22 protein-coding genes are annotated in these 22,069 nt (G+C 31.3%); 4 read left to right on the top strand and 18 right to left on the bottom strand.

Features of this window, described 5'->3' with window-relative positions:
* Window positions 1-27 precede the first annotated feature (27 nt).
* The 8 genes from AMN81_RS03180 to AMN81_RS03145 all read right to left on the bottom strand — a co-directional run bounded on the left by AMN81_RS03180 (window position 28) and on the right by AMN81_RS03145 (window position 8,321).
* Window positions 28-1,218, bottom strand: coding sequence for an ABC transporter substrate-binding protein (locus tag AMN81_RS03180; protein WP_072090675.1), 1,191 nt, complete (start codon window positions 1,216-1,218; stop codon window positions 28-30).
* Between the two features lie 110 nt (window positions 1,219-1,328).
* Entirely contained in the window at window positions 1,329-2,810 is a 1,482-nt protein-coding gene (locus AMN81_RS03175; RefSeq protein WP_072090674.1) for an aldehyde dehydrogenase, read from the bottom strand.
* Window positions 2,803-3,588, bottom strand: a complete 786-nt coding sequence (locus tag AMN81_RS03170; RefSeq protein ID WP_072090673.1) for an alpha/beta fold hydrolase — start codon at window positions 3,586-3,588, stop codon at window positions 2,803-2,805. Before AMN81_RS03170 ends, AMN81_RS03175 begins: the two co-directional genes overlap by 8 nt.
* A 3-nt stretch (window positions 3,589-3,591) precedes the next feature.
* Complete coding sequence (locus AMN81_RS03165; protein ID WP_072090672.1) at window positions 3,592-4,176, bottom strand: amino acid synthesis family protein; 585 nt, start codon at window positions 4,174-4,176, stop codon at window positions 3,592-3,594.
* Window positions 4,177-4,179: 3 nt separating this feature from the next.
* Window positions 4,180-5,346: an LLM class flavin-dependent oxidoreductase gene (locus tag AMN81_RS03160; RefSeq protein WP_072090671.1), complete on the bottom strand. Its 1,167-nt coding sequence runs from the start codon at window positions 5,344-5,346 to the stop codon at window positions 4,180-4,182.
* A 105-nt stretch (window positions 5,347-5,451) separates the two neighbouring features.
* Complete coding sequence (locus AMN81_RS03155; RefSeq protein WP_072090670.1) at window positions 5,452-6,420, bottom strand: 2OG-Fe(II) oxygenase family protein; 969 nt, start codon at window positions 6,418-6,420, stop codon at window positions 5,452-5,454.
* The gene (locus AMN81_RS03150) at window positions 6,417-7,370 is read right to left on the bottom strand and encodes a DMT family transporter (protein ID WP_072090669.1); all 954 of its coding nucleotides are present in this window, start codon (window positions 7,368-7,370) and stop codon (window positions 6,417-6,419) included. Before AMN81_RS03150 ends, AMN81_RS03155 begins: the two co-directional genes overlap by 4 nt.
* Window positions 7,371-8,321, bottom strand: a complete 951-nt coding sequence (locus AMN81_RS03145; RefSeq protein ID WP_072090668.1) for a DMT family transporter — start codon at window positions 8,319-8,321, stop codon at window positions 7,371-7,373. It lies immediately after the preceding gene.
* Between the two features lie 63 nt (window positions 8,322-8,384).
* Here AMN81_RS03145 and AMN81_RS03140 point away from each other — a divergent pair, with 63 nt between their 5' ends.
* Window positions 8,385-9,371: an arginase family protein gene (locus AMN81_RS03140; protein WP_072090667.1), complete on the top strand. Its 987-nt coding sequence runs from the start codon at window positions 8,385-8,387 to the stop codon at window positions 9,369-9,371.
* 2 nt (window positions 9,372-9,373) lie between these two features.
* Here the strand turns inward: AMN81_RS03140 and AMN81_RS03135 are convergent, their stop codons facing one another.
* Genes AMN81_RS03135 through AMN81_RS03120 form a run of 4 tightly spaced genes read right to left on the bottom strand, consistent with a single transcriptional unit; the run spans window position 9,374 to window position 12,785 of the window.
* Window positions 9,374-10,954: a choline dehydrogenase gene (locus tag AMN81_RS03135; RefSeq protein WP_072090666.1), complete on the bottom strand. Its 1,581-nt coding sequence runs from the start codon at window positions 10,952-10,954 to the stop codon at window positions 9,374-9,376.
* Window positions 10,951-11,487: an HD domain-containing protein gene (locus AMN81_RS03130; RefSeq protein WP_072090665.1), complete on the bottom strand. Its 537-nt coding sequence runs from the start codon at window positions 11,485-11,487 to the stop codon at window positions 10,951-10,953. The genes AMN81_RS03135 and AMN81_RS03130 overlap by 4 nt, the downstream gene beginning before the upstream one ends.
* 3 nt (window positions 11,488-11,490) lie before the next feature.
* A complete protein-coding gene (locus tag AMN81_RS03125) occupies window positions 11,491-12,321 on the bottom strand; it encodes a TauD/TfdA dioxygenase family protein (RefSeq protein ID WP_072090664.1) in 831 nt (276 codons plus the stop codon).
* Complete coding sequence (locus tag AMN81_RS03120) at window positions 12,318-12,785, bottom strand: thioesterase family protein (RefSeq protein WP_023854216.1); 468 nt, start codon at window positions 12,783-12,785, stop codon at window positions 12,318-12,320. Before AMN81_RS03120 ends, AMN81_RS03125 begins: the two co-directional genes overlap by 4 nt.
* Before the next feature lie 47 nt (window positions 12,786-12,832).
* Here AMN81_RS03120 and AMN81_RS03115 point away from each other — a divergent pair, with 47 nt between their 5' ends.
* Both AMN81_RS03115 and AMN81_RS03110 read left to right on the top strand, forming a co-directional pair.
* On the top strand, window positions 12,833-13,720 hold the full coding sequence (locus AMN81_RS03115) for a beta-keto acid cleavage family enzyme (RefSeq protein ID WP_023854215.1): 888 nt from the start codon (window positions 12,833-12,835) through the stop codon (window positions 13,718-13,720).
* Entirely contained in the window at window positions 13,720-14,661 is a 942-nt protein-coding gene (locus AMN81_RS03110; RefSeq protein ID WP_072090663.1) for a 3-hydroxyacyl-CoA dehydrogenase NAD-binding domain-containing protein, read from the top strand. Before AMN81_RS03115 ends, AMN81_RS03110 begins: the two co-directional genes overlap by 1 nt.
* A 1-nt stretch (window position 14,662) precedes the next feature.
* Here AMN81_RS03110 and AMN81_RS03105 read toward each other — a convergent pair whose 3' ends face one another.
* From AMN81_RS03105 to AMN81_RS03090, 4 genes are all read right to left on the bottom strand, one after another.
* Window positions 14,663-15,451 (bottom strand): SDR family oxidoreductase, encoded by a 789-nt coding sequence (locus AMN81_RS03105; RefSeq protein WP_072090662.1) that lies wholly within the window; start codon window positions 15,449-15,451, stop codon window positions 14,663-14,665.
* A gap of 3 nt (window positions 15,452-15,454) precedes the next feature.
* Complete coding sequence (locus AMN81_RS03100) at window positions 15,455-16,480, bottom strand: quaternary amine ABC transporter ATP-binding protein (protein WP_072090661.1); 1,026 nt, start codon at window positions 16,478-16,480, stop codon at window positions 15,455-15,457.
* Entirely contained in the window at window positions 16,480-17,331 is an 852-nt protein-coding gene (locus AMN81_RS03095; protein ID WP_425304113.1) for an ABC transporter permease, read from the bottom strand. Before AMN81_RS03095 ends, AMN81_RS03100 begins: the two co-directional genes overlap by 1 nt.
* 243 nt (window positions 17,332-17,574) lie before the next feature.
* Window positions 17,575-18,591, bottom strand: coding sequence for a glycine betaine ABC transporter substrate-binding protein (locus tag AMN81_RS03090; RefSeq protein WP_072090660.1), 1,017 nt, complete (start codon window positions 18,589-18,591; stop codon window positions 17,575-17,577).
* Window positions 18,592-18,722: 131 nt separating this feature from the next.
* Between AMN81_RS03090 and AMN81_RS03085 the strand changes: the two genes are divergently transcribed.
* Window positions 18,723-19,853, top strand: coding sequence for a TauD/TfdA family dioxygenase (locus AMN81_RS03085; protein ID WP_072090659.1), 1,131 nt, complete (start codon window positions 18,723-18,725; stop codon window positions 19,851-19,853).
* Here AMN81_RS03085 and AMN81_RS03080 read toward each other — a convergent pair.
* Together AMN81_RS03080 and AMN81_RS03075 are read right to left on the bottom strand one after the other, a co-directional pair.
* On the bottom strand, window positions 19,848-20,486 hold the full coding sequence (locus AMN81_RS03080; RefSeq protein ID WP_072090658.1) for a glycerophosphodiester phosphodiesterase: 639 nt from the start codon (window positions 20,484-20,486) through the stop codon (window positions 19,848-19,850). The genes AMN81_RS03085 and AMN81_RS03080 overlap by 6 nt on opposite strands.
* Before the next feature lie 6 nt (window positions 20,487-20,492).
* Window positions 20,493-21,923: an aldehyde dehydrogenase family protein gene (locus AMN81_RS03075; protein WP_072090657.1), complete on the bottom strand. Its 1,431-nt coding sequence runs from the start codon at window positions 21,921-21,923 to the stop codon at window positions 20,493-20,495.
* Between the last annotated feature and the right edge of the window lie 146 nt (window positions 21,924-22,069).

The raw sequence follows: 22,069 nt of genomic DNA, 5'->3' as shown, positions 1-22,069 counted from the left end.
CTGGGGTTTTTTGAATTAAGATAAAAATTATCTTTGTTTTTTAGTTTTGAATTTTCCACCTTTAACTTCTTGCTCTAGGAAAGAACCTTCAGCTTCACCAACACTAGTAAAAGTTACTCCAGTAGCACCTTCGTAATTAATCTTTTTACCTTTTGCTAGTAAATCTAGACCTTTCTTAAGCTCACCTGGATAAATCTTTTTTCCAGGACCGTTAGCAACTTCCATTACATGTTTTGCAATAGACGCTCTGTCAGCAGAGTTTCCTGCTTGCATTGCTAATACGATTAAAGCAGCTGCATCATAAGATTCACCTGTGTATGGTCCTGATGAGTCAATTCCACCTGCTTTTGCAACTTCTGCAAATACACCAGCACCTTTACCAGTAGAACCTGGCATTGATCCAAATGATTTACTTAAATCTTTACCAAAAGCATCAACTAAAGATTGACCAATCATACCATCTGATAAAATAAATTTATCAAACGCACCTGAGTCTAAAGAAGCTTGAATAATTCCTTTTCCTCCTTGGTCAAGGTAACCAATAACTGCTACAGCATCACCACCAGCAGAAGCAAGAGTTGCTACTTCAGATGAGTAATCTGCTTTTCCATCTTCGTGAGCAGTTACAGTTGTAACTTTAATACCATGGGCTTCAACTGCTGCTTTATAAACATCAGCTAAACCTTTACCATAGTCATTGTTAGTATAAGTGATTGCAACACTTTTTACTTTTCTATCTTTAGTTATATCAGCTAAAATTTGACCACCTCTAGCATCAGATGGAGCAGTTCTAAAGAAGTACCCATTGTCATCTAGAGTTGTTAATCCTGGAGAAGTAGCTGAAGGTGAAATCATTACTACACCATTTGGTACAGCAACGTTTGATGCGATTGCACCAGTTACACCTGAACAGTCTGCTCCCATAATTGCAGCTACACCACCTGATATTAAACCTTCAGCTGCTGCAGTTGCTGCTGCCGAGTCAACACAAGTTGAGTCTGCTCTTACTGGCTCAATTTTTTTTCCACCTAATAGCGAACCTGAATCAGAAGCTTCCTTAAATGCAAGCTCTGCAGATGCAGCCATAGCTGGAGTTAGAGATTCAATAGGACCTGTGAATCCTAAGATGATCCCCATTTTAATCGAATGTCCGTCTGCCATTACATTTGAACCAAAGCTTGATACAAACATAAATACAGCGATAAATAGTTTTCTCATTATCTTCCTCTATATTGTTAACAATTTATAAAAAGCCAATTTAAGTATGAATATTATTAATATTCAATGACAAAATTATCCTATTTTAGACAGTTTATTGACGCTGATAATTATCTGATTGAGAAGGGGTCTAAAGAAGGCTCATCAGATGTGTAGAACCAAGTTGTTTTTACCCTTGTGTAGTCTTTAATTGAGTCAATTCCAGCTTCTTTTCCATATCCGCTATCCTTGATACCTCCAAATGGAGCTGAAGGAGAAATTAATCTATAAGTATTTACAAATGTTATTCCTGCTCGGATAGCATTAGACACCCTCATTCCTCTTGCGAGATCACTAGTGTAAACACCTGAAGATAGACCATATTGATTATCATTCATTAATTCTATTACTTCTTTTTCAGTATCAAATTTCATGACCGATAATACTGGACCGAAAAGTTCATTCTCAGCAGCTGGTAAATTATGATTTTCACACTCAATAATTGTTGGAGGAAAATAATAACCTTCATTTGAAAATGGATGTCTTTTACCACCACATTTAATTTTTCCACCTTGTTCAACTGTTAATTTAATATTTTTTTCTATTACTTCTAATTGTTTAAAGTTACTTAAGGGACCCATTTCAGTATCAGAGTCCATTGGTGCACCTATTTTTATTTTTTCTGCTCTAGATGATAATTTATCTAAAAACTCATTATAAATTCCTTTTTGTAAATAGAGCCTTGAACCTGCTATACAACTTTGACCACTCGCTCCGAATATTCCAGCAGTTATTCCATTAATTGCATTTTCTTGTTTAGCATCATCAAAAACAGCTACAGGACTTTTTCCACCTAACTCTAAACTTACCTCAGATAAATTTTCTGCAGAATTTCTAATTATATGTCTTGCTGTTTCAGGACCTCCTGTAAAAGCTACTTTCTCAACTAAGTTGTGAGTAGTTAAAGCTTTACCGCATGGATCTCCAAAACCAGAAACTACATTTACTACGCCTTTTGGTATTCCAGTTTCTTCAACTAACTTTGCAAACTCAAACATAGTTGCTGGCGCTAATTCAGAACATTTAATTACAACCGTATTCCCCATAGCTAAAGCAGGAGCAACTTTTGTTGCAGTTAAAAACATTTGAGAATTCCAGGGAATGATAGCTGCAATAACACCTATTGGAATTCTTGTTGTGATTGCTTGAATATTTGGTTTATCTATTGGAAGAACTGTTCCTTCAACTTTGTCAGCTAAACCTGCATAGTAATCATAATATTCTGCAATATATTTTGCTTGTTGATAAGTTTCTCTATACAGTTTACCTGTATCAATTGTTTCAATCTTTCCTAATAATTCAGAATTTTCTCTGAGCTTATTTCCAATCGCTCTTAAATATTTTGCTCTATCTCTTGCAAGCATTTTTGGCCATTCACCTTCAAAAGCTTTTTGTGCAGCTTTTACAGCTCTATCAACATCATTTCCGCTAGCTTCAGGAACTACAGCCCAAGGCTTATTATTTTCTGGATTTAAAGTTTCAAAAGTTTTTTTTGTATCAGAGTCTACCCACTGACCATCTATAAACATTTGATATTTTTTTAACTCAGGCATTATTTATATGTTTCATTATTGCATTATTTACTTCGTCTGCATATTCAATATTGCATAAATGTTTTCCATGTTTGATTTCAACATATGTTGAATTTTGTATATCTTTATTTAAATTTTTTGACATATCAGGCGTAGATCCCGGATCATCTGACCCTGTTATAATTAAGGTATTTGTTTTAATATTTTTTATATTTTCAAGATTATCCTCATAGTTTGCAAATACCTCATAAGCTTTTATGAAATTGTCTTGATCAATTCCTTTCTTATTAAGAATATTCATAAACTCATCATATAATTCTGGATTTTGCTCAAGATATTCATCTGAAAACCATCTCTTCATTGCCATTTGTGATATTGGCATATTTTTTTTTGCTAAATTAACTCTATCAATTACATTTTGTCTTTCTTTGGTTGTCCTTTTGTAAGTAGTGGAAATTAGAGTTAAGGAATTTAAATAATTTTCATGTTTTGAGGCAAATTCAATTGCAATCAAAGATCCGATAGAAAACCCAATTAAATTAAATTTCTCTATCTTTAGATTATTTACTAAATTTGATAATTGATTAGTAAAATTTTCCATTGATAAATTTGGCTCTTTAAAGGGTGTTTTTCCATGTCCTAACAGATCGTAAGTTATAAATGAATTTTCTTTAAAAAATTCAATTTGTGGTTTCCACATTTGCTGATTTAAACCAACACCATGAATGAAGATTATTGGTAACGAATTTTTATTATTAAAATAATAATGATTTTGATTGTTATCAAAATTGTAAGACATCAATTAGTTATCGATGCCCATCTCTTTCATGTCTTGATATCTATCACCCGTTCTAGCATGAGCTCGTCCAGTAGGAGCACCTCCAATTGCAATAACTATTTCATCTTCATTAGGGGCATCATGAATTGTAAATTCATGAGTAAGATAAAAAGGTCTTAATCCAGCATCAGTTTTGTGCATCATTGGAATTGAAATTTTTGCACCTGCAGGACCTCTGGTATTTGTAAAACTTAAATAAGAAGTTCCACCAACAGCATCTCTAAATTTATTTCCAAATCTTAAAGTATGAATAAATGCAGAAGCGTGTTCTATCTCACCATTTAATCCAACCATAGCAGCTTTTCCATAAGCTAAAATTTTTTCACCCGATCCAATTTCTTTTGTTAACTCTGGAACCAAAAGATCTCCTAATTGAGGCGCAAGATCTAATATTTCTGGTTTTAAATCTTCTACAAAACCTTTTCCGGCCCAAGGATTTTCTATAACAGCTGCAACCGAAACTAACAGAACAGGTTCTTTAGCTTTTTTTCCACCTTCAATAAAAGTTTTATCAACAAATTTTGCAAATTTTCTAAGTTTTAAATCCATTTACTAACTAGCTCTTTGAATGTTTGTGTCTATCGGTTTTATATTTGGAATAACTTCTTCTGTAAATAATTTGATGCTTCTCATACAATCTTCATGTTTAATACCTGGAAAGTTAGACCAGACTTGTAAATTTTGAAGATTTAATTCTTGTTGAAGTTCTTTTATTTTTTCAATTACAAACTCAGGTGTTCCAAACAATAGATTTCTTTTATGAAGAAATTCATAATTTAATAAATCTAGTTTATTTTTTGTCTCTGGTAATTTTTCATCTGGATCCATATGATTTCCCAATCCTCTCCAATGACAAACCCATCTCATATAATTTACAATATGTTCTCCAGCCATTTTTTCAGCCTCTTCCATAGTTTCTGCAACAAACATATCTCTAACCAAACTAATACCTTCCCCTAGTGGTACATCTCTATTTTCAGCATTAGATTTTGCATCTTTATAAATTTCAAATCTTTTTTTCAAAGCTTTTACAGTTGGTATCCACATAATTGTATTAAGCCCATTTTCTGCTGCCCACTGAATTGATCTTTCTCCATCAACTACTTGAGAAATTGGTGGGAAAGGTTTTTGATAAGGTTTTGGTAATACAGATATTTGTTTTAATTCATTTGTTTTTAAATCTACAACATTTTCTTTTGGAGGACTCATATCGTGTTGCCAAATGAAATTAGGAGATGGATAAGTATAGAATTCGCCCTGGTGAGAGAAAAAGTCTTCAGACCATGCTTTTTTCATTATGTCTAATGTTTCTGAAAATAGTCTAAAATTTTTTGCTTGGTCTTTTAAGTCAGCTTCTTTATTCATATTGATTGCTTCTCTACCATAAACACCTCTACCAATACCCACTTCAACTCTCCCTTTTGACATTTGGTCAAGCGTTGCAATATCTTCTGCAAGTCTTATGGGATTATGAAATGTAATTACGTTACAAGCTTGTCCTAAACGAATATTTTTAGTTCTTGCAGCAGCATCAGTGCACATCATTAGTGGATTGGTGCACGACTCCATTCCTTCATGATTAAAATGATGTTCGGTATACCAAATAGAATTCCAATTATTTTGATCACAATATTCAGTGATCTCTCTAGCTTCATCTAAAAGTTGGGTATAAGGTTTTTTATCCCAATTAGTAGTGTTACAAAAATATCCAAAGTTCATAAAGCCTCCTTTAAAAATTAATTTAAAGACGACCGATCCCACTTTCGTAAATTTTTGAATTTAACGACGAGTTATGTATCGCTTTATACTTAAACTTTATTATTACTAACGTTGATATTCAATAAATTTCTTCAAGGATTTATTAAGAAATTTCTCATAAATTTGACCATTATTTTTGAATTTACTTCCATTTAAAAATGATTGGTTCATTTTGAAATCATAGGAAGGTTCAAAGAAAAAAGGAACAGATAGTCTCTTACTTTTATTCCATAAAACTCTGTGATTAGTTGCTTTAAATTTACCTTTGCTTAGAAACTCTAATGCTCTTCCCGTATTTACTACTAAAGCATTTTTGTTGAATGGTACATCATACCATTTTTTGTTTTTTCTATTTTGTACCTGCAATCCACCTTTTCTATCTTGATAGAGAAGTGTAAATATTCCACTATCAACATGCGTTTCACACCCAAGAGCAACCCCATCTTGTTTTGATATTTCCACTGGTTTTGTTTGGTTAGGGTAATAATTAAATCTTAATGTGCTTAATGTTTTTAATCTTGAAAAAGCTTTACCAGAAATATCAGGATTTCTTTTATTAAGTTTTATTACACTTTTAAACAATGTTTCACTCAATCTATAAATGTTATCAAAATATTTATTTAAAATGCTTATTGAGCTTTTATTTAAACATTTCCCCAGATTAAGATGCTCTATGTATTGATTGTTTAGATTTGACGAATATTTTTTAGTTACCTTTAAATCACCTATATCTAAACCTTCTTTTCCATTTACATCATTAGGAAAATATCCTCTATATAGATTTTTATTTTTTTTATTCCATTTATTTGGTGATAATTTCCTCTTTTTGCTATCTGGTAAATTAAAAAATTTATTGCCAACTCCACATGTTTTTTTAATTACTTTTAAATTAATTCCATGTCCTGTAATTTGAAAAAAACCAACTTTGATACAAGCTTTTTCAATTTCTTTAATCGTTTTAAATGCTCTCTGAGTTTCAAAATTATTTTTAATTAGTGAAGATATATCGATGGTTGGTATATATGTTTTAGTCATCTTCTTACTGGTGTTTCTGTTGCAATATATTGATCTCTAGCTTTTTCTCTAAAGTAAATATAAATTCCAGCAGCTATTATACACGCAACTCCAAAAAATGTTCTACCAGATGGAATTTCATTAAATAAAAAATATCCAGGTATCATAGACATTATAATTAATGAATATTCAAACAGAGAAACTACTGAAGGAGAAGCAACAATGTAAGCTGAAAATATGCAAAGAAATGCAATAGAGGCAACAAAACCAAAAAATAAAATAAATTTCCAAGTATATTCAATATTTGAAAACCATTCTCTAAAAATAAACTGCGTGGTTGGATCAAAGTCTGAGCTATTTAATTGTCCATTTCCCAAGAACAAATAAATCAGACCACATAAAATTAGTGCTATTAAATAAAAATAAAATAATTGAGTATTCACGTCATCTTTATCAGACGTATATTTTGTTATGGTCATTGATGCTGCGTAAAAAAAAGCACATAATACTGGAAGCAAACTTTTGTATTCAAAGTCAGAAAAGTTTGGGTCTAGTACAATAAAAACTCCTATGAAACCAAATACAATTGCTGACCATCTTCTTATTCCAATAAATTCTTTCAAAAAAAATTTAGCAAAAATAGATACAAAAAAGGGACAAGAAAAAAATAAGGCATTTGCAGTTGCTAGTGGCATGTAAGTAAGAGAAATAAAGAAAGCTGAAAACGCTAAAAAGTGAAGAACAACTCTAATAATTGTCCAAACAGGATAATAAGTTTTTAGTGAAACTTTCTGTTTTCTAAATTTTATGTAACTAAAAAGTAAAATAGCTGCAACAAAATATCTTCCAAAAAAGATTTCATAAAGTGAGGCTTTTTCAAAAATATATTTAATTAAAGAGTCCTGCATCGCAAATAATGTCATTGCAATGATTATTAAAATAATACCTTTAGAATTATTATCTTTTGTCATTTATCTAAGAGGTTTTTCCGTAGCAATAGATTGATTTTGTGCTTTTTCACGCATAAAAATATAAACACCACTTGATACTATTATTAAAATTCCAATCACTGTATTTAATGAAGGAATTTCATCAAAATATAACCATCCTACAAGCGGTGACCAAAATAATATTGAATATTCAAAAGGTGAAACGACAGCTGGAGAAGCTATACTGTAAGCAGTAAATAAAAAAAGAAATGCAAGAGTTGCTGTAACTCCAGTTGCAACCATTAAAAGAATATTAGAGTTAAAATCAACAAACCATTCCCTAAATATAAATTGAGAAGCTGGATGATCTGAATTGTTATATTGACCATCACCAATAATAAAATAAAAAATTATGCTAATAATTATTGCGCCAATATAAAATGTAAATGTTTGTGTATAAACACTATCCTTATCAGATGTTTTTTTAATTATTATCATAGATAATGAGTAACAAAGCGCACATAAAATAGGTAATAAGCTTAAATAGTTAAAATTACTAAAATCAGGATTTAATGTTACATAAACTCCAATAAATCCAACAACCACAGCAGACCATCTTCTTAATCCTATTTCTTCTTTTAAAAACAAATGAGCGAATATTGTAATTAAAAATGGTGTAACAAAAAATAAAGCTGTTGCAGTACCAAGCGGTAGTACAGTCAAAGAAACATAAAAAGAACTGAAACCAAAGAAAAAAAGTATTACACGGGTAAAAGTTAAAAGAGGATATTGGCTTTTAAATACTATTGGTTTTTTTGTAATTATTAAAAATAATAATATAAGCACAAAACTTACCACTGTTCTAATTAAGTAAATTTCATAAAGAGAAACAAAATTATAAATATGCTTCATAATTCCGTCCTGGACAGAAAAAACTATCATAGCAATCAATATGAAAACTATTCCTTTAGGATTATTGTTTTGAGCGCTCATTTATGCTCTATATCAAAAAAGAATATGTTTTAAAATTTATTAAATTTGTGCCATATTTAATTTATGATTTCTGAAGAAGATAAAATAATGATGGAAACCCTATATTGGTGGGGTATTCCAACTTTATTTAGGTGCAAAAATGATCCAGATCCTAAGAATTGTGACATTGCACTAGTTGGTGTTCCTCATAGCACAGGAAATGGAACTACAGAAAGAGATCAACATTTAGGTCCAAGAGCAGTTAGAAATATTTCTGCAATGTTGAGACGATCTCACTTTGATTACAAAATTGATCCTTGGAAAGAAAATAAAATTCACGATTTAGGAGATGTTCCTTTTCCAGAAGCTAATGATAATGAAAAATGTATAGAGAGAATTTCAGCATTTTATGATCATATTGAACAAGCTGAAAAGCCAGTTGTTTCAATTGGTGGAGATCACTCAATAACTGGTGGAATTGTTCAAAGTTTAGCTAAAAAAAATTCAAAATTAACTAAAGGAAAAAAAATAACATTTCTTCATTTTGATGCCCACACAGATTGTTTTGAAAAATTAGATCATTTTTTAGGTGCAAAAAAATCAGCAGCACATTGGGCTTCTTATTTAGTTAAACAAGGGAATGTTGATCCACACACAAGTACTCAGATAGGTATAAGAGGAAATCCAAGAACATTAGATTGGTTACAGGCGAGTTACGATATTGGTTATCAAGTAATTACAATGGATGAATATAGAGAATGGGGTCATGAAAAATGTGTGAAAATGATTTTAGATAGACTAGGTGACAATCCAATTTATGTTACCTTCGATTTAGATTGTTTAGATCCAACAGTAGCTCCAGGAGTAGCAAATATAGAGCCTGCATATAAAGGATTTAATATGGATGAGGCAAGAAAACTTATTCAATGTTTAAAAGGAAAAAATGTTATTGGTGGTGATGTTGCTTGTTTAATGCCAACAAAAGATAGTCCAAATCAAATTACAGCAATGGTTGCAGCTTCTATAATGTTTGAAATAATTTGTTTAATTTCAGTTTATCGTAACAAGTAATTTTAATTTAAAATAAATTCGGATGCTCTTTCAGCAATCATTAATGTTGGAGCGTTAAGGTTTCCACTTGTAATTTCAGGCATTACAGACGCATCAACTACTCTTAGATTTTCAACACCATGAACTTTTAGTTTTTGATCTACAACAGCCATATTGTCTACTCCCATTTTTAAAGTACAAGATGGGTGGTAAGCAGTCTCAGCTTTAGATCTAATGTATTCTTCAAATACCTCATTAGATTGAGCATGTTCTCCTGGTCCAATTTCTTTTCCTGCAAAAGGCTTCAAAGAGTCTTGACCTAAAATTTTTCTAGCTACATGAATACATTCTATGGTTTGCATTAAATCATCCTCATGTTCTAGATAATTAAATTGAATTTTTGGATAATCATAGGGGTTTGAGCTGTTTAAAGTTATATGACCTCTACTTTTTGGATGGTTTGGACTAGCATGTAATTGGTAACCATGCCTGTCTGGATCAACTAATCCATGATCAATTACGAAAGCAGGAAAAAAATGAAATTGAATATTTGGATATTCTCTTTCTGGAGATGATTTACAAAAACCTCCAGCTTCTAAAAAAGAGGTAGAGCATGGACCACTTCTGTTCAAAAACCATTGAATTCCAATTCTAACCATATTTAACTTATTAACGTAAGAATATAAGGTATCTTTAGTTTTGCATTCTTGCTGAACATAAGTTTCTAAGTGATCTTGTAAGTTTTTTCCAACACCCTCTAAGTTATGAACAACATCAATTCCTTTATCTTTTAAGTGTTGGCTTGGACCAATTCCAGAAAGCATTAATAATTGTGGTGAATTGATTGCACCCCCACTTAAAATTACTTCTTTGTTGGCAAAAATCTTTTCTATTTTATTTTTAATTTTTACCTCAATTCCAATTGCTTTTTTTCCATCAAAAATAATTCTTTCAACAAAAGCTTCTGTAAATACTTTAAGATTTTTTCTTTTTTTAGCAGGATTTAAATAATACTTAGATACACTTGCTCTTTCTCCCTTATGAATAGTAACATCGTACATTCCAAAACCCTCTTGTTCTTTACCATTCATGTCGTTGTTTATTTTATAACCAGCTTCGCCAGCTGAATCGACAAACGCTTTGAATAAAGGATTTTTATTTTTAGATTGGTTTACTGGCAATATTCCACTACCACCTCGATATTCATTTTCTCCTTCAGACCAGGTTTCGATTTTTTTGAAATAAGGAAGGACTTTTTCATACGACCAGTCATCCAATCCAAAAGATGCCCACCTTTGATAATCATTTGGGTTTCCTCTTACAAATACCATTCCATTATGAGCAGAACATCCACCAATCATTTTTCCTCTTGGACAAAATAATCTTCTATTATGTAAATGAGGTTCTGGTTCTGAATAATATTTGTAATTATATTTTGGATCATGCATTGTATATAAAATCGCAAGTGGCATGTTGACTTTCCAAATATCACTGGGTTTCCCAGCTTCAAATATCGCTACATTGTTTTGATTGTTTTCTGTTAATCGATTTGCAAGTACACAGCCTGCACTTCCAGCACCAATTATTAAATAATCGAAATTCATATAAGTTTGGAACTTAACAATTTTTCATAGTCATGAATAGATTTCATTTTCATATCGGTTCTTTTAGCAGCTTCATCAAATTTTCGAAGAAGAATAGATGGCTTAAAGTAAGATTTATTTTCAAATTCTTTACTCTCTTTAGCATTTAAAACTCCTCCTTGTAACTTAAGGCTAATTTTTGACGCATCTGATAAAAAATCAAAATATTTTTTTTCTCTAGCTAAATAACGTTTAGCTAAAACATGGTATTTAATTGGCTCAACAATTTTTTGTCCAAAAAATTTTTTTAGATATTGATATCCAATATTTTCATGCTCTCCGTCTAATTTATTTTTAACCAATTCATCAGGATCTTCTAAAAGAAAGTGACCATAATCATGCAGTAAACATGCACAAATTAAATCATCGCTACACTTAGCTTTCTCAGCTAGCATAGCTGATTGAATCATATGTTCCGACATAGTCACTTTTTCACCAATGTACAAAGATTTGTTGTTTATAAAATTTGAAATGATTTTATAAATTATTTTCATTTATTATTGTGGATGATCCCCTTCAATAGCAATACGATCCATTATTCTTTCAAAACCAAGTCCTTTATTTGGGTAAAAATCAGCGATCGCATAGTGTTGAACACTTCTATTATCCCAGATCGCAATTGCATTTTCTGTCCATTTAAATCTACAAGTAAGATCTAATCTAGCTTGATGTTCAAATAAATAATTTAATATCTCATCACTTTCTTTTTTATCTATTCCAACTATTTCTTTTGTATAGGTCCAGTTAACAAAAAGAATTTTTTTACCTGTTTCTGGATGAGTTCTTAAGATTGGATGAGTATTTGAGTATTCATCCATATTTCCATTGCTCTCCATTGCTTTATATTTATCAAGGAAAAATCCCCCACCTCTTGATGAATGAACCGCTTTTTTATCTTTAATTTTATTTTTTATTTCATCATCTAATGTTTCCCAAGCAAGTTCCATATTTGAAAAAACAGTATCCCCTCCAACTGGAGGAATTTTAATTGATTTTAAAACAACAGCTTTTGTTGGCTTTTTATTGTAACTAACATCTGAATGCCAACCTTCGCCCCATTGTGTTTTTTCATAAGGTTTTTTAATTATTCTTACTATCTCAGGAAATTCACTTCGGCCTTTAACATAAGCATGCGTTTCTAGAGGCCCAAACTTTGCAGCCAAAGCTATGTGTTGTTCTGTTGCTAAAGGTTGATCTCTAAAAAAAATAACTTTGTGTTCTAACAATAGGTCGTTTATTTTCTTAAAATTTTCATCTGATACATCAGTTAAATCAATTCCATTTATTTCTGCACCTAATGCTCCTGATAATAATTTTACATCAATCATTTTTTAAGCTTTCCAATAATGGATAAATTGTCATAATTAAATTCATTTTTATTTTCATTTATAAAATCATCCATAATTTTAATTTTTTCATCTTCAAATTCTGTAACTTTTCTTTTACTAAGATCAATATAAAGCGCTAACATTTCAATAGTTGCTGATAATTTTTTTGATGATTTTTCAATCATTTCCATCTTGAAATGTAATCTTTTTCTATCATGATCAAAGAAAGTTAAAACAATTTCAACTTCATCTCCCTCTTTAACTTCACCATCATATGTAGTGCGAGTTTCAACAACCATGGTACTTCTTTGGGTATTCTTTGCAGATTTTTCACCCATCTTAAATTTTTCTAGAATTATCTCCCAAGTCTGATCAAAAACTAAGACATAGTAAGCCATGTTCATATGATTATTATAATCAGTCCATTCTTTTTTGATTGTTTGGTTTGTTATATGAAAAGACATTTTTTTATTCCCTCGTCCTTTTTATAATAGTATAAATCTTACTTAAAATGAACAACAAGGTATTCATATCATGTGCTGTGACGGGGTCAGGAGATACCGCAAGTAAGCATCCAGATTTACCAAAAACACCAGAACAAATTGCTACAGCATCAATTGAAGCTGCAAAAGCTGGAGCTGCTATTGCTCATATTCATGTGAGGGAGGAAGATGGAACTCCAAGTAGAAGATTAGAGTTATATAAAGAGGTAATCGACAGAATTAGATCAAGCGATACAGATGTAATATTAAATTTAACAACTGGAATGGGTGGAGATTTAGACATTGGTCAAGGCAAAGACCCGTTAGAGTTTGGACCAATGACTGATATGGCAAATGTAATGGAAAGAATTGCAAATGCTGAACAATTTCTCCCAGAAATTTGTACTCTAGATGCAGGTACTTTAAATTTTGGTGATAGCTCAGTAATCACAGTTAATACACCAAATGATTTAAGAAAAGCAGCAAAGAAATTAAAAGAGATAAAAGTTAAGCCAGAAATAGAAGCTTTTGATTTAGGAAACATGTGGTTTGGTGCACAACTATATAAAGAAGGGTTATTAAGTGATCCACCGATGTTTCAAATGTGTTTAGGAATTCCATGGGGAGCACCTGCTACAACATTAGCTATGCAAGCCATGAAAGATATAATGCCAAAAGAAGGTGTTTGGTCAGGATTTGCAATTTCAAAAAATGAAATGCCATTTGTTGCTCAAACTGTTTTGATGGGAGGTAACCCAAGAGTCGGTTTAGAGGATAATTTATATTTATCTAAAGGTAAATTAGCTACTAATGCTCAATTAGTAGAAAAAGCTGTAAGAATTATAGATGAACTTGGATATACCCCAATGACACCAGCAGAAACTAGAGAAAAATTAAAACTTGTTAAACACAAGTAATGTCATCAATTAAAAAAGTTGCAATAATTGGAACTGGGGTAATCGGAGCAGGTTGGATCATTCGTTGTCTGGCTCATAACAAAATTGTTTATGCATTTGATAAAGACCTCGAGTTAAAAAAAAATTTATTATCTGAAATAAAAAGAACTTGGCCATTTGTAAAAAAACTATTTAATAAAAAAAAATTAAATTTAAATAATTTTCATTTTTTTACCTCAATAGAACAAACATTAAAAGACGCAGATTTTATTCAGGAATGTGCAACTGAAAACTATTCTTTAAAAACTAAATTAATGAGCACTATTGGAAAATATGCAAAATCTACTTCAATAATTGCTTCAAGCTCATCGGGTTTGTTGCCAACGAGGATTTATTCAAAATGTAAAAATCCAGAAAGGGGAATAATTGGACATCCATTTAATCCTGTTTATTTATTGCCTGCAGTAGAAATTGTTCCAGGCAAAAGAACCTCAAAAAAAAATTTAAATTTGGCTAAAAAATTTTACAAATCAATTTCTATGAATCCAATTATGGTTAAAAATGAATTACCTGGATATTTGTCTGATAGATTACAAGAAGCTTTGTGGAGGGAAGGGCTACATATTATTAATGAGGGATATGCAACTACGGAAGAATTAGATAGAGCAATTGAAGATGGCCCAGGATTAAGATGGTCTTTGATGGGTACATTTTTAACCTTTCATCTTGCGGGAGGAAAAACTGGAATGAAACATATGTTGGAACAATTTGGACCTGCTTTAAAATTACCATGGACTAAATTAAAGGCCCCTAAGTTATCAAAAAAATTATCTTCTAGACTTATTTCAGGAACAGTAAAACAGGCTAAAGGTAAATCGGTTGCAATGATATCCAATATAAGAGATCAGTATTTGGTTGATATTCAAAAGTTAAGAAAGAAATACGAAAAAAAACTTAGGTAAATTAATCATTTCTTTCAGTGTGACCATCTACAGAAATTACCTGTCCTGAAACTTTACTTGAGTCACCGGATATTAAAAAAGCACACATTTTTCCTATATCTTCCTCTAGGATCCATTTTTTCATAGAACTCATTGAAATAAATTCTTTTTCAACTTTTTTTGAAGAAACTTTTGTAAACTTTGCTTTATCTCTTATTACTCTTTTCATTCTTTCGCCTTTTATTGAACCAGGACATACTGCATTAACTCTTATATTGAATTTACCTAGTTCCATTGCCAATGTTTTGGTAACTCCAATGATTGCCCATTTGCTCGCCGCATATGGGGATCTTAAAGGAAAACCTAATATGCCAGCAGTTGATGAAATATTTATTATTGATCCATTTCTAGATTTTTTAATTAAAGGTATGGCTTTTTTAGTAAAATAAAAATGACTATTAACATCTACTTGAATGGTTCTTTCCCAATCTTCAGATTTAAGTTTTTCTAGTGATCCGGTTGGTCCAGCGATTCCAACATTATTTATTAAAGCATCAATTTTTTTTGTTTTCTTATTTATTTTCTTAAATAAATCTGAAACTTGATTTTCATCTGAGGCATCACATGCATATGAGAACAATCTTTTATTTTTTAAAGGATGTTTATTAAGTTTGTTTAAAGATTTAGTGTCAATATCACAAAGATAAACATATGCTCCACGCGCAAGGCATACTTTAGCCGTAGCTAAACCTATCCCAGATGCTCCTGCAGAAATTATTATTTTTTTATTCTTTAATGATTGGTTAACCATTAATTAAGATTTTGTTAGTGATGTCTGTAATTCTTTATTAGATATATATCCTTTAACATTTCCACTTTTATCAACTACTTCACAGTTTGAATTTGAACATACAATTTGAGGTAAAAATTCTTCAATAAATTGATCTTCATTTACTTTAATTAAATTAGATTTATCAATATCATTAGCTTCGTCAGTTTTTTTCATAACCACTTTAGCTTTAATTACTTTTGCTCTATTTACATCTTTAACGAATGCTTTCACATAATCATCTGCTGGATTCATTATAATATCTACTGGCGTTCCTACTTGAACTAATTTACCAGCATTTAATATTCCAATATGATCTCCAAGTCTTAATGATTCATCTAAATCATGTGTAATAAATACGATTGTTTTTTTTAGTTCCGATTGAAGATCAAGTAATTGTTTTTGCATATCGCTTCTAATTAAAGGGTCCAAAGCACTAAACGCTTCATCCATCAACATTATGTCACTATCGGTTGCAAGTGCTCTTGCTAAACCAACCCGTTGTTGCATACCACCTGATAATTGATTAGGAAATTGATTTTCAAAACCAGTTAAGCCAACAGCTTCAATTTTTTCCATAGCAGTTCTGTCTCTTTCATCTTCTGGTTTGCCCTGCATTTCCAAACCATAACCAACGTTTTGCAAAACAGTTTTGTGAGGAAATAAACCAAATCTTTGAAACACCATGCTCATTTTGTGTCTTCTAAAATCAATGAGCTGTTCTTTATTGAATGACATTATATTTGTACCTTCAACAAAAATTTCACCATCAGTTGGATCAATCAGTCTGTTAAGATGTCTAATCAGTGTAGATTTTCCTGATCCTGAAAGACCCATACATACAAACGTTTCGCCTTCTTCAATATTCAATGAAACATTATCAAGTCCAACTGTGTGTCCAGTTTGTTCCAAAACCTCTTCTTTGTTTGCACCATCTCTGACCATCTGCATTACAGATTGAGGATTATTTCCAAAAATTTTGTAAACATTTTTAATCTCTATTTTAGACATTATTTACCTTTCTTTTTTTCTGGAGCCCGTCTTTCTTGTAAAGTTTCTCCGTAAGATTGAGTTATTCTATCAAGTACAATAGCTAAAAGCACTATCGCAATTCCTGCTTCTGCAGCTCTACCAACATTTAGCTGCTGTAAACCCAGCAGAACTTCGTCACCTAAACCTCTTGTTCCAATCATTGATGCAATAACCACCATAGATAAAGCCATCATTGTACATTGGTTTATACCTTGCATAATATTGGGTAACGCTAATGGCATTTGCACACCCCATAATTTTTGTTTTTTACTTGCACCAAAAGCATCTGCGGCTTCAATTACCTCTTTATCTACGAGTCTTATTCCTAGATCTGTTAGTCTGACCAAAGGAGGTACTGCATAAATAAATGTAGCAATAATTGCTGGAACAGCACCTAATCCAAAAAGCATTATTCCAGGAATTAAATATACAAATGCTGGAATAGTTTGCATTAAGTCAAGAACTGGGAGTATTTTGTTTCTAATCCTTTCAGCTCTAGACATTAAAATTCCCACAGGCATTCCAAATATCAAACAAAGAAAAATACTTATTAACATGATGGCTGTGGTTTCTATTGCTTTTTGCCAAAATATTGGATGTAAGAAGCCAATAAAAAAAGTGCAAAAACCAACAAATACAGTTGTTCTTATTTTTCTTCCACTTGCAAAATAAGCTATAACTGTAACCCCTAAAACTACAGCTGGCCATGGAGCTAATATTAAAAAATTCTTTAAAGCCATCAGCATTGCTAGTAAAAAATTATTTATTGCTTCAAAAATAAAACCATAAGTTTCATTTAATTTTTTAAAACCAATATTTATCCACTTCATTAATGGAAGGTCTAACCATTTGGGCCATTTTTGTAGCCAAGAAAAATCGTTTAGTAATTCACCTACATTTTCTGGCTTTCTTTTTGAAGAGCTATAACTAATTATTAGTAGCCAAACAAAAAAGACTAAAAGACCTATATTAAAAAATAGTTTTTTATTTTTTTTTATATCCATTAGATGAATTTTTAATCCTAATAATAAAAGAGCCCTCGAAAAAGGGCTCTTTCAAAATTTAATTATAGATTACAACGCAGCTGTAACTTTAGAAGCTACATCAGCTGGAACCCAGCTTTTCCACATTGATTCTGTTTTTAAAAACTCCTTAGCAGTTAATTCCATGTCACCATCCGACTCATCTTCGTAGAATGCTAACATTTTGTTAACGGTAGCTGTTGGAATAGTGTATTTCTTTAAAAACTCAGTTTCAGCTGGGTTAGCTTTTGCCCAATCAGTTAAAACAGATTTTGTTAAAGCCATATCTCTATATTCACAAGCACAGCTTTTTTTATAAGCATCAGGACCGTTTGCTTTAATATCTTCTACAACTGCAGACATTTTATTCCAGCAGTCAGAATCAAAAGCAGGTTCGCTTAGTCTAACAAGGTCAACTTTTCCCATTAAACCAGTTGGTGCCCAGTAGTAAGTAAAGATAGGTTTTTTCTTAGCGAAAGCACCAGCAATAGCAGCATCTAACGCACCACCAGAACCTGGGTCAAAGTTAGTATAGTATTTGTCTAAACCATACTCTATTTGTTTAACCATATTAACTGTGTAACAAGTCCAACCAGAAATACAGCTAGTCATTCTACCTTTAGATGGATCTTCAGGATCTTTAAATAGCGCAGCTATTTTTGGATCTTTCATATCTTCTACAGATTTTAAGTTGTATTTATCAGCTGTTGCCTTATCAACATAAAACGCTTGTTGTGAGTCTGGCGTGTTCACTCCAATATTTTGAATTGTTCCAGCTTGTTCATGTGGCTCGTAGTTTGCGATAATATTGTCGTACCATACTTCAGTAATGACATCTAATTGCTTATCGTAGTGTGCAGCCATGATAGGTGTAGTACTTCCTTTAGTTACTGAAACCTCACAACCATATCCTTTTTCAAGAATAAACTGTGTGATTGCAGTATGGATGTTCGCACTACTCCAGTCGAAATCTCCCAATCTAGCCTTACAGTCACCTGCATTAGCATTACTAATAACTAACGATGATAAAAGGAAAATTGAGATAGTTAATCTTTTTAAAAACTTCATTAAATTATCTCCTTAGGGTTAAGTTTTAATTCAAAGATTTAATAATGAATAAAGACAAAAAACAAGCCTTGAATTTATAATACAACCCACAATTGAGTTGATTTGGATATCCATTTATATAAAGATTAAGAGTGAGTGCAATTTCTAAACTAGAAAAAAATTCTACTTATCTAAAAGTTATTTGGAGTGATGGCGAAGAGAGCAAATTCAATTATCTTTGGTTGAGAGATAATTGTCCAACAGCTCATGACAAAGACTCAAGACATCGAATGTTTAATATCTTGAATGTATCACAAAATATTAATCCAAAAAAATATTCTCTAAGTGCAGACGGAAAATTAGAGATTGAATGGAGTGAAGGAGATCATACAAGTTATTATGACCCTAAATGGCTAAGAGAAAATTGTTATACCTTAAAACACAAACAAAAATATATTTCTCCCTATAAACTTTGGGACAGTTCACTTGAAAAAAATTTAGAGTCTATTCAAATCGATCATGACGAAATTATAAGTTCTGATGAGGGATTAATTAAATGGTTGGAACTTTTGCATCACACCGGGATAGCCATTGTAAAGAATTCACCAGTTGAAAAAAATTCAGGATTAAATGTATTAAATCGAATAAGTCATACTCGTGAAACATTTTTTAAAACACCTTTTGAAGTAATTAACATTCCAAAACCAAATAATTCGGCATACACAGCTCATGCATTGAGAAATCATATGGATTTACCCTGGTTTGAAAATCCTCCAGGATATCAATTTTTACATTGTTTGGTAAATTCTGCAAAAGGAGGAGACTCTTCTGCAGTTGATGCTTTTGCAGTGGCAGACTTTTTAAGAAAAAATGAAAAAGAGACTTTTGATATTTTAGTTAATACTCCACTGAAATTTAGAGATAAAGATTACACCCAAGAAGCAATTAGAAGTGTTCATGGAACAGCAATCTCACTTACAAAAGATGGAGATTATAATGATATTCGTTACAGTATTGCAACTTTAGATGCACTAGATTGTCATCCAGATGTAATGGACTCAGTTTATAAAGCGCATCATCGATTTGGTAATCTCTTACATGACAGTAAATTCCAAATTAATTTCAGATTAGAACCAGGTGATATTTTTTCATTTAATAACAGAAGACTTCTTCATGGAAGAACAGAATTTGATCCAAACTCAGGACACAGGCATCTTCAAGGTTATTATATGGATAGGGACGAAATAATTGGAAGATTAAATTATCTTAAGCAACAATTATAAGTTTTCGAATATAAGATTATTGTTTTTATATTTTTTGAATTCAGAATTATTTTTAATTGTATAAAAGTATTTTTTAATCTTTAGTTTCTGAATTTTTTTGTTTTTGATGTATGATTTATCAAGAATAAAGCAATCTATATTTTTAATTATTGATTTTTTTTCTATTGATTTCACAGTTGTTGGTGGTGAAAAAGATAAACCCACTTTTGTTTTCTTATTTAGTTTTAAAAGATTAAAAATATTTTGATGTTTAAACGAAATAAATACACATTTTGAATATTTAGATGTTTCATTAACTAGTTTTTTAAGCAATTTTGTTGAGAATTTGGGTTTAATTTCAATAAATAAATAGAATTTATTTTTTGATATCTTTAATAAATCTTGGAGTAGGGGAATTGGTTTATTTTGTTTGAGACTTAATTCTTTTAACTGTTGATAATTTAAGTTTTTAATACTTTGTTTTTTTTTGAAAATCCTTGTTAAAGTGAAGTCGTGATAACAGACAAATTTATTATCTTTAGTTGCGTGTATATCGGTTTCTATTCCAAATCCTTTTTTAAATGATTGTTTAAATGAATTTAAAAGGTTTTCTTTATATTTTTTGTTTACAATCCCACGATGGATTAAATGCATAAATTTTTATTTCCATCCGGTAACAGTTTTAACTTCTAGATACTCATCAAGACCCCAAACACCGCCCTCTCTACCATTTCCTGATTGTCTGTAACCTCCAAAAGGGGTTCCGGCATCAGCTGCATTGCCATTAATATAAACACAACCAGATCTTAATTTTTTAGCAACTCTATGTGCTTTATTTGTATCTTCTGTCTGTAAATAATTTCCCAAACCATAAGAAGTATCATTAACAATGTTTACTGCTTCATCTTCAGTTTCAAACGGAATAATAGATAGAACTGGACCAAAGATTTCTTCTTTAGCTATTCTCATGTCGTTTGTAACATTTGTAAAAATTGTTGGTTTTATGAAATAACCTTTATTTAATCCGTTAGGTAACTCCGGACCACCGGCTGCTAACGTTGCACCTTCAGAAATTCCGCTTTCAATTAAATTGATGATCTTGTCATATTGAGTTTTAGATATTACAGGTCCTATGTGATCACCTTTCTTTGAGGCTTGATCTACATTTATTTTATTTGCTTCATCAACTGCCTCCTCAACTGCTCTTTTATAAATAGATTTTTCAACCAACATTCTAGTAGGCGCATCACAAGATTGACCAGAATTACTCATTACATTTCTTATGCCATCACGAACAGCATTTTTGTAACTATCTGCGAAAACTATATTTCCACCTTTGCCTCCAAGCTCTAAACAAACTCTTTTAATAGTTTCTGCTGCATTTTTTGAAATAAGTCTTCCAGCACGAGTTGATCCTGTAAAAGAAACCATGTCAATATCAGGATGACTAGATATTTGTGTTCCAACACCCGCACCATCACCATTTACTAAATTAAATACACCATCAGGAAACCCAACTTCATCAATCATCTCAGCAAACAACATTCCAGAAATAGGAGCTATTTCAGATGGTTTAAGTATCATTGTACACCCAGTTGCAAATGCGGGGACAACTTTAAGAGCTATTTGGTTTATTGGCCAATTCCATGGAGTAATTAATCCACATACTCCAATTGGTTCATAACAAATGTGGTTATTAGATTTTTGATCAAAGTGTTCATCAAAATTAAATTCTTTCAATCTTAAAATAAAATCTTCTAAATGTGCTTGTCCTGATCCAGTTTGAACATCAGTAGCCCAATCCATTGGAGCTCCCATTTCTAGTGAAATAGCTTCTGCCATTTCTCCAAATCTTTTTTTATAAACTACTAATAATTTTTCCAGCAAATCCAATCTTTCTTCTTTGCTAGTTTCTTTCCAGGTTTCAAATGCAGTTTTTGCAGCTTTAACTGCGTTATCTGTGTCTTTTTTTGAACCCAATGAAATAATTGCACAAGGATCTTCATTACAAGGATTGATTACCTCAAAATCATTTTTTTCTACTGGGTCAACCCATTTTCCATTTATATAAAATTTTCTTTTATCTAACATTTATTAATCTTAACATATTAATTAAATTTCATAGCCTTTTTCTTCTGGTTCATTATCCACAAGCTCATCAGGAAATCCATCAGCTCTAAAATCAATTTTATTTAAATCTTCCATTCTTTTTACAATCATTGATGACCATGCTCTCG

Source organism: Candidatus Pelagibacter communis, assembly GCF_001179845.1.
GTDB classification, from domain to species: domain Bacteria; phylum Pseudomonadota; class Alphaproteobacteria; order Pelagibacterales; family Pelagibacteraceae; genus Pelagibacter; species Pelagibacter ubique_Q.
The sequence above is the reverse complement of the archived record's forward strand: the minus strand, read 5'-3'. Positions and strand labels throughout refer to the sequence as shown.